At 65.7% G+C, this 12,394-nt stretch carries 15 protein-coding genes; 2 read left to right on the top strand and 13 right to left on the bottom strand.

Going from position 1 to position 12,394, the window contains the following annotated elements; genetic code table 11:
- The first annotated feature begins 17 nt into the window (after positions 1-17).
- A complete protein-coding gene (locus tag ACQY78_RS03580; RefSeq protein WP_428682814.1) occupies positions 18-1,226 on the top strand; it encodes a TCR/Tet family MFS transporter in 1,209 nt (402 codons plus the stop codon).
- Here ACQY78_RS03580 and ACQY78_RS03585 read toward each other — a convergent pair.
- The 8 genes from ACQY78_RS03585 to ACQY78_RS03620 all read right to left on the bottom strand — a co-directional run bounded on the left by ACQY78_RS03585 (position 1,189) and on the right by ACQY78_RS03620 (position 6,234).
- Positions 1,189-1,500 (bottom strand): hypothetical protein, encoded by a 312-nt coding sequence (locus ACQY78_RS03585; protein WP_428682816.1) that lies wholly within the window; start codon positions 1,498-1,500, stop codon positions 1,189-1,191. The genes ACQY78_RS03580 and ACQY78_RS03585 overlap by 38 nt on opposite strands.
- Before the next feature lie 185 nt (positions 1,501-1,685).
- Positions 1,686-2,213, bottom strand: coding sequence for a MerR family transcriptional regulator (locus tag ACQY78_RS03590; RefSeq protein WP_428682818.1), 528 nt, complete (start codon positions 2,211-2,213; stop codon positions 1,686-1,688).
- Positions 2,214-2,236: 23 nt separating this feature from the next.
- Positions 2,237-2,548, bottom strand: a complete 312-nt coding sequence (locus tag ACQY78_RS03595; protein WP_295136311.1) for an integration host factor subunit alpha — start codon at positions 2,546-2,548, stop codon at positions 2,237-2,239.
- 123 nt (positions 2,549-2,671) lie between these two features.
- The gene (locus tag ACQY78_RS03600; RefSeq protein ID WP_428682821.1) at positions 2,672-3,643 is read right to left on the bottom strand and encodes a beta-ketoacyl-ACP synthase III; all 972 of its coding nucleotides are present in this window, start codon (positions 3,641-3,643) and stop codon (positions 2,672-2,674) included.
- Positions 3,640-4,716: a phosphate acyltransferase PlsX gene (gene plsX / locus ACQY78_RS03605; protein WP_428682823.1), complete on the bottom strand. Its 1,077-nt coding sequence runs from the start codon at positions 4,714-4,716 to the stop codon at positions 3,640-3,642. The genes ACQY78_RS03600 and plsX overlap by 4 nt, the downstream gene beginning before the upstream one ends.
- Before the next feature lie 52 nt (positions 4,717-4,768).
- On the bottom strand, positions 4,769-4,963 hold the full coding sequence (gene rpmF / locus ACQY78_RS03610) for a 50S ribosomal protein L32 (RefSeq protein WP_425065747.1): 195 nt from the start codon (positions 4,961-4,963) through the stop codon (positions 4,769-4,771).
- Positions 4,964-5,091: 128 nt separating this feature from the next.
- Entirely contained in the window at positions 5,092-5,631 is a 540-nt protein-coding gene (locus ACQY78_RS03615; protein ID WP_428682825.1) for a YceD family protein, read from the bottom strand.
- Between the two features lie 54 nt (positions 5,632-5,685).
- The gene (locus ACQY78_RS03620; protein WP_428682827.1) at positions 5,686-6,234 is read right to left on the bottom strand and encodes a ubiquinol-cytochrome C chaperone family protein; all 549 of its coding nucleotides are present in this window, start codon (positions 6,232-6,234) and stop codon (positions 5,686-5,688) included.
- A gap of 46 nt (positions 6,235-6,280) precedes the next feature.
- On the opposite strand from ACQY78_RS03620, the gene ACQY78_RS03625 reads away from it, so the two are divergent.
- Positions 6,281-6,775 (top strand): outer membrane protein assembly factor BamE, encoded by a 495-nt coding sequence (locus tag ACQY78_RS03625; protein ID WP_428682829.1) that lies wholly within the window; start codon positions 6,281-6,283, stop codon positions 6,773-6,775.
- A 97-nt stretch (positions 6,776-6,872) separates the two neighbouring features.
- On the opposite strand, the gene ACQY78_RS03630 is transcribed toward ACQY78_RS03625, so the two are convergent.
- The 5 genes from ACQY78_RS03630 to ACQY78_RS03650 all read right to left on the bottom strand — a co-directional run bounded on the left by ACQY78_RS03630 (position 6,873) and on the right by ACQY78_RS03650 (position 12,394).
- Entirely contained in the window at positions 6,873-8,978 is a 2,106-nt protein-coding gene (locus ACQY78_RS03630; protein ID WP_428682831.1) for a sodium-translocating pyrophosphatase, read from the bottom strand.
- Positions 8,979-9,135: 157 nt separating this feature from the next.
- On the bottom strand, positions 9,136-10,368 hold the full coding sequence (locus tag ACQY78_RS03635) for an MFS transporter (protein WP_428682833.1): 1,233 nt from the start codon (positions 10,366-10,368) through the stop codon (positions 9,136-9,138).
- A 77-nt stretch (positions 10,369-10,445) separates the two neighbouring features.
- Positions 10,446-11,432, bottom strand: coding sequence for a thiamine-phosphate kinase (gene thiL, locus ACQY78_RS03640; protein ID WP_428682835.1), 987 nt, complete (start codon positions 11,430-11,432; stop codon positions 10,446-10,448).
- Positions 11,433-11,438: 6 nt separating this feature from the next.
- On the bottom strand, positions 11,439-11,909 hold the full coding sequence (gene nusB, locus ACQY78_RS03645) for a transcription antitermination factor NusB (protein ID WP_428682837.1): 471 nt from the start codon (positions 11,907-11,909) through the stop codon (positions 11,439-11,441).
- A complete protein-coding gene (locus tag ACQY78_RS03650; RefSeq protein ID WP_428682839.1) occupies positions 11,906-12,394 on the bottom strand; it encodes a 6,7-dimethyl-8-ribityllumazine synthase in 489 nt (162 codons plus the stop codon). The genes nusB and ACQY78_RS03650 overlap by 4 nt, the downstream gene beginning before the upstream one ends.

Raw genomic sequence — 12,394 nt, forward strand, 5'->3', positions numbered from 1 at the left:
CCCTGCCATATGTCATCATGAACACGCGCCGGGCGCTCGCCTTCATTTTCTGCACGGTGGCGCTCGATGTGCTGGCGCTCGGGGTCATGATCCCGGTGCTGCCGAAGATCGTGCTGGGCTTCATGGACGGCGACACCGCGGGCGCAGCCGAGATGTTCGGCCTGTTCGCGACGGTCTGGGCGCTTATGCAGTTCTTTTGCTCGCCCCTCCTCGGCGCGCTGTCGGACCGCTTCGGCCGCCGGCCGGTCATCCTGATCTCATGCCTGGGGCTCGGCCTCGACTATATTTTCATGGCGCTGGCGCCCTCGCTCCTGCTGCTGTTCGTCGGCCGCGTGGTCTCGGGTATCACCTCGGCCACGATCGGCACCGCCTTCGCCTACATCGCCGACGTGACCAAGCCCGAGGAACGGGCCAAGGCCTTCGGCCTGATTGGCATGGCGTTCGGGCTGGGCTTCGTGGTCGGGCCGGCGATCGGCGGCCTGCTGGGCGGTCTCGATCCGCGCCTGCCGTTCTGGGTCTCGGCGGCCGCCTGCCTCGCCAATGCAGCGTTCGGATGGTTCGTGCTGCCCGAATCACTTCCGCCGGAAAGGCGCATGGCGTTTTCGTGGAAACGCGCCAATCCGGTCGGATCATTGAAACTCCTGGCCTCACAGGGGCAGTTGCTTGGCCTCGCATCCGTCGATTTCCTGGGGAACTTCGCCCACCAGGTCCTGCCGGCCGTGTTCGTCCTCTATGCCGGCCACCGCTACGGATGGGGTGAGGCCACGGTGGGCCTGACGCTCGCCTTCGTGGGCATTTGCACCGCCATCGTGCAGGGTCTGCTGATCGGGCGAATCGTAAGGCGCATCGGTCCACGTTGGGCGGTGATCGCGGGCCTGCTCGCCGGCGCGGCCGGCATGTCGATCTATGGGCTCGCCGCCACCGGCCCCTGGTTCTGGGCAGGCGTGCCGGTAATGGCATTTTGGGGCGTCGCCGGTCCGGCCCTGCAGGACATGATGACCCGCCGTGTCGGCGGCTCCGAGCAGGGTCAGCTCCAGGGCGCCGCCTCGGCGTCACGCAGCATCGCAGGCCTGATCGCGCCCGGGGTGTTTGCCGTCCTGTTCGCCTGGACGATCGACACCGTCCCCGGCGCCGCATTCCTTCTGGCCGGCGGGCTGCTGGCAGCGGCAGCCGTCGTCACGTGGTTCGTTACGGCTCGGACGCGACCTGCCGCCCACGCTCCGTGAGCTTGCAGACGAGCCAATCCGGCTTCAGCGGATTCTTGAACCAAGGCTGCGCCCATCCCGCCGTCAGGCATCGCTTGACAACGTCAATATCAATCTCTTGCCCGTCAAGATCGAACAACGGCAGCTTGCCGCCCGGCTGGCTGAGCCCGCGCCTCAGATAAATAAGCTCACTTATGGTAGGAAGAACGACTTCCAAACCATTGTCATTAAATGATATTAAGTCAAACGAGCGCGCGTGATGGCGCGCGAAATCGCGATTTACAAGCACGGTCACGTCCCCCTTTGACGATTCCGTTGAAGGCCCCTCGCCGGGCACGATACGCTCGCCCGGACAAAAACCAAATAAAATCAGTTACTTGATACACTTTCTTACAAAGGCCACCCGATCTGGTGGCCTTTCGACGCCGAACCTGCAAGCCCTAGAGCGCCGCCCCCCGGCGATGCTCCAGGCTCGAAGGCCTAGTTTTGCGTCTTCAGCGTGCTGCGCAGCTGCGTCAGCGCCTGTTCGAGGTCTTCCAGCACAGACTCGATCTCACGGCGCTTGTGGAGGTCGAGAACCGCCGCTCGCGGTGTGGTGGTCGAGGGCTGCGGGCCGGTCCGCGGCAGCGGCTGGCGCGTGCCCCCTGCCATCGCCTCGGCTCTCGCCGACACGATACGCAAGCTCTCCAGCGCGCTCTCGGCCGCAAGGTCGAGACGCTGGGCCGGCAGACGGCCACGGCCCTCCTTCAGGAGGCGCTGGACGCCCTTTATCGTGTAACCATCATCGTAAAGCAGCGCGCGGATGCGGCGCAGCAGATCGATGTCTTCCGGCCTGTAGTAGCGACGGCCCCCGCCCCGCTTCAGCGGCCGTACTTGGGAGAACTTGCTCTCCCAGAACCGCAGCACGTGCTGCGGTACATCGAGCTCGGTCGCAACCTCGCTGATCGTTCGAAACGCCTGCGCCGACTTCTCGACCCGTCTTTCGACGGTCTGAACCGAAACGGCCATCCCTGATCCCCTCGTGTTCCCAACTACCCCTTGTTCTCGCCGGGCGCCCCGTTGATCAGTGTTTTCAGGACATTCGACGCTCGAAAGACGAGGACTCGCCGCGGCAGGATGGGAACTTCCTGCCCGGTCTTTGGGTTGCGGCCGACCCTTTGCCCCTTGTCGCGAACCGTGAAACTCCCGAACGACGAGATCTTCACCGATTCGCCGCGCGCCAACGCTTCCACCACCTCGGAGAGGATCGTCTCCACGAGATCGCTGGATTCATTGCGAGACAGTCCCACTTCTTGGAACACTGACTCGCTCAAATCGGCGCGCGTAATAGTCCGGCCGTCCACTCCGGTACCTCTTCTTCCCCCACTTAATCCTTACTCTAAGGTGGGAAAGCGGTCAATATCAGTGGGATAGCGGCAGGACTTGAATCGCCGCCTGTTCACGTTCCGTTGGCGTTTATTCGCGCTTTACCAACGAACGAGGCTCGCGCCCCAGGACAGGCCCCCGCCGATCCCCTCGAGCAGCAGCAGATCGCCCTTCTTGATGCGGCCGTCCTTGACGGCGACGTCGAGTGCCAGCGGGATCGACGCGGCGGACGTGTTGGCATGCTTGTCGACCGTCATCACGACACGCTCCGGCGGCAGGCCGAGCTTGCGACCAGTGCCGTCGATGATGCGCTTATTGGCCTGGTGCGGAACCAGCCAGTCGATGTCCTTGGGCTCGAGCCCTGCTTTCGCCAGCACTTCGCCCACGACCGCCGCCATGTTGACAACGGCATGTTTGAAGACCTCCTTGCCTTCCATGCGGAGAAAGCCGGTGGTCCGGGTCGAGGATGGGCCGCCGTCGACATAGAGGATGTCGTGATGGCGGCCGTCGGAATGCAGCGCGTTGGCGAGGATGCCGCGATCGGCCGACGTGCCCGCGCCCTGCTCGCCCTTGAGCACGATCGCGCCGGCGCCGTCGCCGAACAGAACGCAGGTCCCGCGATCGTCCCAGTCGAGGATGCGCGAGAACGTCTCCGCGCCGATCACCAAGGCAGTCGAGGCAAGGCCGGTCTTGATCAGGCTGTCGGCGACCGAGACGCCGTAGACGAAGCCCGCGCACACCGCCTGGACGTCGAAGGCCGCGCCCTTGGTCATGCCGAGGGCGGCCTGCACGCGCGTGGCCGTGGCGGGAAAGGTCTGGTCGGGCGTCGCCGTCGCGAGCACGATCAGGTCGAGGTCGGACGCCTTGAGGCCGGCATGGTCGAGCGCCCGCTGCGAGGCCTTGATCGCGAGGTGCGAGGTGAACTCGCCCTCCGCCGCGATATGGCGCTGGCAGATGCCGGTGCGCTGACGGATCCACTCGTCGGTGGTCTCGACCGTCTTCGACAGTTCTTCGTTGGTGACGACACGCTCGGGCAGATACGAACCGCAGCCCTGGACGACAGAACGAATCACGCGGTTCCTCCGGTGGCCTGCAGCGATGCGGCCGGGGTTTCGGTTGCCGAGGAGATCTCGTGCAGCCGGGCCAAGCCTTCGACAAGCTTGCTCTTGTATTCGTAGCGGACCAGGTCGACCGCCACGCCGATGGCGTAGGCGAAGCCCAGCGCGTCCGTGCCGCCGTGGCTCTTCACGCAAACCCCGTCGAGGCCGAGGAACACGCCGCCATTGTAGCGGCGCGGATCGACGCGCACGCGCAGCTTCGACCAGGCGCCCGAGGCGAACAGATAGCCGAGCTTGGCGAGGGTGGAGGTCCGGAAAGCATCGCGCACGAACTGGGTATAGAGCTTGGCCGTGCCCTCGATCGCCTTCAGCGCGACATTGCCGGTGAAACCGTCGGTGACGACAACATCGGCCACACCAGCGCCGATGTCGTTGCCCTCGACGAAACCGTGAAAGGAAACCGGCGAGCCTTCACGACGCAACAGGGCGGCCGCCTGGCGAAGCTCCTCGTGGCCTTTCAGTTCCTCGGAGCCGACATTCAGCAAGCCGACCCTGGGCTTGTCGAGGCCGAGCAGGATCTGCGCAAAGACGCTGCCCATGACGGCGAATTGAGTAAGATTGCTGGCGTCGCATTCGAGATTGGCGCCGAGGTCGAGCATGATGCTCTCGCCGCGCGAGGTCGGCAGGAACGAGGCCAGCGCCGGCCGGTCCGCTCCCTCGAGCATACGCATCGCAAACATCGAAATGGCTAGAAGCGCACCGGTGTTGCCGGCAGAGACGATCGTGTCGGCACGGCCCTGGGCCGCGGCCTCGACGGCCATCCACATGCTCGACTTGCGGCGGCGGCGCAGCGCAAACGACGGCTTGTCCCCGGCGAGCACCGCGTCTTCAGACGGCACGATCTCGAGCACCTGCGCGAGACCCTTGCGCTTGTCGACGAGCGCCTTCAGGCGCGCTTCGTCGCCGAACAGCAGGAAGGAGGTTCCGGGATAGCGCTCGCGGGCGATATCGGCGCCATTCACGATGACGTCGGGGGCGTGATCGCCGCCCATGCCATCGAGGGCGAGTACGATCTTTTTCGTACCCACCGTCACGCTCCGACTGTCGACTGCCAGCGCATTGCCGGCGGCGTGCTTCTGACTACTTCTCGGCCGACGCGGCGTCGGCCAGGACGGGCATGTCCTCGCGATAGTAGCCGCAATGCGAGCAAACCATGTGCGGGCGCTTCAGCTCGCCACAGTTCTTGCACTCCACGAACGCCATGGTCGGCAGCGCGTGATGCGAGCGACGCATATTGCGACGGGACTTCGAAACCTTTTTCTTGGGAACTGCCATGACGATCTCCAGAACGAGGGCCGCACCCGCCAATACAAGCAGGGCATGCCCCCAGAAATGCTGCAGCCGCGCTCTACGGGCGCGGCGGGCGGCCTTCTCTAGCCAAAACGTCTCACCGCCGCAACAATTTACCGGCCGCGGCGCGGCTTGTCCTTCAGCGCCGCCAGACCGGCGAACGGATGCCGGCGCTGCTCGGGCGCCGAGCGGCGGGCGCCGCCCTTCGGCTTGGGCAGGACATCTTCGAGTTTGATGCCCGGCCGCCGCGGATAGGGATCCGCCGTCAGCGACAATTGCTCGGCGACGATTTCGCCCACATCCAGCATGTTCCCCTCCAGGGGCTCCGGCGCGTCGCCCTGGGCATTCAGCAGGGCCTCCCCACTCTCGGGGTCGAGGTCCTCGGTCACGTGCTCAGCGAAGATCAGGCGGAAAGCGTCGTCCAGTTCCTGCGTCACCGGATCGAGGCTGAGGATACAGGCCTGGACGATGCGCCCCTTGAGACGGCCCTCGACGATGATCTGTCCACCGGGTTTGCGATCCACGGACACGCGCGCCGAAAAGGCCGGCAGCCCGAGGAACCCGAAGCGCTTGGCCAGAGCTGCCCGCTCGTTTTCCGAGGTCGAAATGTCGAGGGCGGCGCCGTTATTGCCAAGCTTCTCAAGATCGACCATCCTTTCGATCTCAGATTTGTCTTTCTTTTCAATATTTTGAGGCATTTTATTAATTCACTTTATCAAGTCGTTGCGGGGCGTCGCATCGAGTGATCGGACATAGGCTCTGATATGGGCTTCGAGCCGAACGACAACCTCGGAATCCTGAGGCGGCCTACCGCCATAGGCGTTGCGGCGCAATACCTCGGCAAGGGGCGTGGGTCCATCGTTCAGCGCCTCGCGGTAGGCCAGCGCCCGCCCATGGAGCCCTTCGGCCATGATCTTGATACGCCGCCCTACTCCCAGGTCCTGGATGCCGATCTCTCGCAGGGTGAGATCGAGATGCCGGAACATGGCGTCGAAGAAGGCCTGTGCCAGAACTTCGCCATCGGGCTCGCGGCGCAGCCGGTCGATCATCAGTGCGGCATGGAGCGCCAGAGAGTCGAAGCGACCGTCCAAAGTGTCGGGTATGCCGCAGGCTTCGAAGAGCTCAGGCGCGCGCGCCTGCTCGGCCACCTGGCGATAAACGGCCATGGCGAACTCGTCCTCGGGCTTTCGGCGACGGAACACGAGCGGCTTCCTCCTCAATTCGTAGCGGGCTAACGGTTGACCGGCGCCCTTCACCACGACATCTTGCAGTCCCTCTTCCCCCAAAGCCAAGAAGCAGTCCATGCGTCGCACCGCCCCGCTCGCCCTTGCCAGCGTCCTCGCCGTCTCTGCCGTCGTCACCCTTGGCGGCTGTGAGAACACCGTCGACATGCGTGGCTTCGCCGCGACGCCGGGCTCAGTCGAAAAGCTCGAAGTCGGCGCGCAAAGCCGCGAGGACGTGGTCCGCCTGATCGGATCGCCCTCGGCCGTCGCGACCTTCAATCCGAACGTCTGGTACTACATCAGCGAGACGCAGGAATACTGGGCCTACACCAAGCCCCGGATAAGCTCTCAGAAGGTGATCCAGGTCACGTTCAACGAATCAGGCCGCATCGACGCGATCAAGAATTACGACCTGAAGGACGCGCAGGACATTCAGATGGTTGCCCGCATCACCCCGACCTCGGGCAAGGAGCTTACGATCCTCGAGCAGGTACTGGGCAATGTCGGCCGCTTCAGCGGTCCGAAGGGCCAGGGTACCAACCCCGGCGCGCCGACCAGCGGCGGCGGCATCTGACGCGAGTTCGTCTCCTGGCCTAGCGCCAGAGCGGATCCTCAAAGAAAAAGCCCCGGTCCTTCGACCGGGGCTTTTCCGTTTGAGGTTCCGCGTCCGCTCAGTGCGCCAGGACGGCGAGGAGCAGCAGCGCCACGATGTTCGTGATCTTGATCATCGGATTGACGGCCGGGCCGGCCGTGTCCTTGTACGGGTCGCCGACGGTGTCACCGGTAACCGCCGCCTTGTGAGCGTCGGATCCCTTGCCGCCGAAATGGCCTTCCTCGATGTACTTCTTGGCGTTGTCCCAGGCACCGCCGCCCGCCGTCATCGAGATGGCGACGAAGATGCCGGTGACGATCACGCCGAGCAGCATGGCGCCGACCGCCGCGAAGGCATCCGAGCGATTGGCGATGGCCGAGATCACGAAGAAGAGCACGATCGGCGACAGCACCGGCAGCAGCGACGGGATCATCATCTCCTTGATCGCCGACTTGGTGAGCATGTCGACGGCGCGGCCGTAATCCGGCCGGTCCGTGCCCGCCATGATGCCGGGCTTCTCCTTGAACTGGCGACGCACCTCCTCGACCACCGCCTGGGCGGCACGGCCGACGGCCAGCATCGACATGCCACCGAACAGGTACGGCAGCAGGCCACCGACCAGCAGGCCGACCACGACGTACGGATTCTTCAGCGAGAAATCGACCGATTTGACGCCCAGTTTGCCCGCGGCGATGAAGTAGTCGAGGTCCGACGTGTAGGCCGCGAACAGCACCAGCGCACCGAGACCGGCCGAGGCGATGGCGTAGCCCTTGGTCACGGCCTTGGTGGTGTTGCCGACCGCGTCGAGCGCGTCGGTGTTCTTGCGCACTTCCTTCGGCAGTCCGGCCATTTCAGCAATGCCACCGGCATTGTCGGTAACCGGGCCGTAGGCATCGAGTGCGACGATCATGCCCGCGAGCGCCAGCATGGCGGTCGTGGCGATGGCGATGCCGAACAGGCCCGCGAGGATGTAGCAGGTCACGATGCCGGCGCAGATCAGCAGCGCCGGGCCCGCCGTGGCTTCCATCGACATCGCGAGGCCTGCGATGACGTTGGTGCCGTGGCCGGTGACCGAGGCCTGCGCCACGGCCTTCACAGGGCGATAGTCGGTACCGGTGTAGTACTCGGTGACCCAGACGATCAGGCCGGTGATGGCGAGACCCACCAGCGAGCACCAGAACAACGACAGGCCGGTGAACGAGCGATCGCCCACCGTCAGGACTGTGCCCATGCCGACCAGGCGGTCGGTGGCGAAGTAGATGGCCGGGATCGACAGCACGGCGGCCACGATCACGCCCTTGTACATCGCCCACATGATGTTGCCGTCCGAGCCGAGGCGGACGAAGTAGGTGCCGATGATCGAGGTGATGATGCAGGCGCCGCCGATGACCAGCGGATAGGCCATCAGCTTGCCGACGAGGACCGGATCGGCCGCGAAGAAGATCGAGGCCAGGACCATGGTGGCAACGGTCGTCACGGCATAGGTCTCGAACAGGTCGGCGGCCATACCAGCGCAATCGCCGACATTGTCGCCCACGTTGTCGGCGATGGTCGCCGGGTTGCGGGGGTCATCCTCCGGAATGCCCGCTTCGACCTTGCCGACCATGTCGCCGCCGACGTCCGCACCCTTGGTGAAGATGCCGCCACCGAGACGGGCGAAGATCGAGATCAGCGAGGCGCCGAAGCCCAGCGAGACGAGCGCATCGATCATGTCACGGCTGCCGCCGGGGATGCCCATGTTGAGCAGCACCGCGTAGTAGCCGCCGACGCCGATCAGGGCGAGGCCGGCCACCAGCATGCCGGTCACCGCGCCCGCCTTGAAGGCGAGGTCGAGACCGGAGGCCAGGCTCTTCTGGGCCGCCACCGCGGTGCGCACGTTGGCGCGGACCGAGACGTTCATGCCGATGAAGCCGGTGGCGCCCGACAGAACGGCGCCGATCAAAAAGCCGATGGCGGCGAACTTGCCGAGCAGGATGGCGAGAACGACGAGGACGACGATGCCCACGATGCCGATGGTGGTGTACTGGCGGCGCAGGTAGGCAGCCGCACCTTCCTGGATGGCTTGCGCAATTTCCTGCATGCGTGGCGTGCCGGCATCGGCCGCCATAACCCGTGACGCGGTAACGACGCCATACAGCACGGCAATCAAGCCGCAGCCGATGACGCCCCAAAGAACCGTGGACATGTTTCCCTAACCTATTGTTTTTTCGTCTCTTTTACGCACATCGCGACCTGAAGCACGCGAACTCCCCCTGGACGCGAGGTACTTGGAAAAATGACAGATGGCCCGTGGGCGCGCAACCGCAGACGAGGAAAAGCCCCGTTGCCTCAAGGGCTTGGCTTCAAATTCGTGACGGATTGCGCAGCCGGTAAACGCCGATGACCATCAGGGCGACCAGAACCAGGACCAGCGCCACGTAGTTCAGCGCGGCCCACCCCTTGAGTTCGAGCACGACACTGGCCATCAGGCTGGCCACCGTGGTGACGCCGAACACCATGAAGTCGTTGAAGGCCTGGGCCTTGCCACGCTCCGCCGGACGGTAGGTCGTGGTCAGAAGCGTCGTCGCGCCGACGAACAGGAAGTTCCAGCCCACGCCGTTCAGGGTGAGTGCCCCGCGGAAGTGCCATTCGGTGATGCCCATCAGCGCGACGATCACACCTGCCACCAGCAGCACGATGCCGGCGATCATGACGTTGAACACTCCGAAGCGCGCGATCAGGTGACCGGTGAAGAAGGACGGGATGAACATGCCCATGACGTGGACGAAGATCGTCACCGGGGCCTCGGTCGCCTTGAGTCCGCATTGGACGATGGCCAGGGGCGACGCCGCCATCACGAAGGACATAACACCGAAGGCGATCATGGCACCGGCGCAGGCCACCATGTAGGTCGGCTGGGTCACGATCTGAGAGAGCGGACGCTGGGGTCCGGCAGTGTCCTCGACCCTGACCTGGGGAAACTCGATGAAGCCCAGCACGATGAAGACGAGGATATGGATGAAGATGACGGCGACGAAGCTCGCCTGGAACAGCGGCTGCCAGAGATCGGGCGTGAAGCGCGCCAGGCTGGGGCCCAGGATGCCGGCGAGCACGCCCCCCGCCGTGACATAGGAGATGGCCTGCGCGCGATGCGGGGCTGGCGCGAGTTCGACGGCGGCAAAGCGATAGAGCTGCATGTTGGCTATGCCGTAGCCCAGGAACAGGCCGCCCAGGCACATCACGGGGAAGCTGCCGAGGCCGAGCCCAATGGCCGCCAGCGACGACCCGACCATGCCCATCACGGAACCACTGCGGAAACCGAACTTGCGGCCGCGCCGCATCATCAGCAGCGAGGCCGGGAAAACCGACAGCATGACACCGAGATGCTGCATCGTGACCGGCAGGTTGGCCCACATGCGCATGTCCGGCGAGACGATGGTGAGCACCGCCAGCGCCGAGGAGGCGAACATGAGCGTGTTGCTGCTTTGCGTCAGCGCCTGGCACATTGCCAGCAAGGCGATGTTGCGCATCGACCGGCGCGGCATCCGCCCGCCGGAGTCTGCCGGCGCTTCCTGCACCTTCGATGATCCATCCATTGGGCCGGCACTCTAGTCAGGAGCCCTGCCCGCGCCATGGCGCGCCGCGCAGTGCAGCTATGAGGATGTGTGAGTCCCTAGAAGTGAACGTATCCCTTGCGGGGCGCTGCGATTGCCCTGCCGCCGCCCGTCACGGCAACCCCGCGGCCACGGCCAAAGCGGCCGATGCACGTGACCTGAATGCCGGCCGCGTGCGCGGCGGCCTGGAGCGCGGCCCGGCGGCGCGCCGGCACGGCGATCACGAGTTCGTAATCGTCGCCGCCGCCCAGGACGTTCGCCCAGAGGCGCGGATCCGCCGCCACCGCCGCACGGGCGGCAGGCGACAGGGGCACGTTGTCGCGTTCGATGCTCACGGCGAGGCCGGAGGCGGCGGCGACATGGCCAGCATCCGCCAGCAGCCCGTCGGAAACGTCGGCCATCGCCGTCACGACACCCGGGAGGCGCGGCCCCAGCGCACTGCGCGGCTGTGGCAGGCGATAGCGATCCTCGAGAACCGCGCGCTGCCGTTTTGTCAGCGCCGGCAGGCCACCCTGTGCCGCGAGCAGGCCGAGCGCCCCATCGCCGATCGTGCCGCTCACCCAGAGTTCGTCCCCTGCCCGTGCGCCGGCGCGGGTAACGCCCTTGCCGCGAGCAACGCGGCCGAAGGCGGTAATCGTAATCGTGAGCGGCCCGGGCGTGACGACCGTGTCGCCACCACAGAGAACGATCCCGAAGCGGCGCTGGTCGGCGGCGAGACCCTTGGCGAAGGCCGAGACCCAGGCCTCCTGCCAGCTCGACGGCAGAGCGAGCGCGAGCTGGTAGACGAAGGGGGTCGCGCCACCGGCGGCAAGATCGGACAGGCAGACCCGAAGCGCCTTGGCAGCAATCCGCCCGGGCAGATCGTCGGCCAGGAAATGTACGCCCGCGACAACGGTGTCGGTCTTGACCACCAGGTCATGCCGCGCATCCGCCGGCAGGAAGGCATTGTCGCTCTGGAGACCGCCCGCCCCTTCGAAGTCACGGGCCAACGGCGCGAAGTAGCGGGCGATCAGGTCGAATTCGCCGAGCCGCCGCGCCCGCGCCATGACGGTCTACTTCTGGTCGGACGGCCGCGCCTGGCGCGCCACGCGGTCGAGAACGGAGTTTATGAAGCTCGGCTCGCCCTTGTCGTAGAAGGCGTGGGCGATCTCGACATATTCGTTGATGACAACGCGCATCGGGACGTCGGGGCGGTGCGCGAGTTCGTAGGCGCCGGCGAGGAGAATGGCGCGCACCAGGCGGTCCACGCGCGCCCAGGTCCAATCCTGCGCCAGAGAGGCCGTCACCAGCGCCTCCAGCTCGTCGCGCTTGCTCGCGGTGCCCTCGACCACGTCCTTGAACAACGGCCGGTCAGCGTCGCGGCGCATGCCGCCCTCGCCGGTTTCGCCGGTGCGGACCTTGAGGAACTGCTCGACGATCTCGGCCGGAGCGTCCTGCCCCTCCTGCCATTGATAGAGCGCCTGAACCGCTGCCAGCCGTGCGGCCTGGCGACGGCTGGGCCCGGCCGGCTTGGCGTCGCTCACGATTTCTTCCAGCGACGGCCGAGAGCCACCATGGCGAGGCAGGCATGGGCCGCGTCACCGCCCTTGTCGCCGCGGTCGGTATAGGCGCGGGCCCGCGCCTGCTCGACAGTCTCGACCGTGACGATGCCGTAGCCGATCGCCAGCTTCTTCTGAACCGCGAGGTCCATCAGCCCGCGCGCGCTCTCGCCGCAGACATAGTCGTAGTGCGTGGTCTCGCCCCGGATCACGCAGCCGAGCGCCACGTAGCCATCGTAGGGCTTGCCTTTCTTGGCCGCCGCCAGCGCGATCGCGCCCGGGATTTCGAAGGCGCCGGGCACGACGACCCGTTCGGACTTCGCTCCGTTCTTCGCAATCTCCCGCTCGGCGCCCTCAATGAGGGCATCGGCAATGTCGGCATAGTAACGCGACTCGACGATGAGAATGCGCGCGCCCTTGACGCCCGCGACCGCCGGCCGGGCGGTCGGATTTTCCGTCCGTGTCGACAT

Origin of the sequence: Reyranella sp., assembly GCF_965279625.1 — a bacterium.
Lineage (GTDB): Bacteria > Pseudomonadota > Alphaproteobacteria > Reyranellales > Reyranellaceae > Reyranella.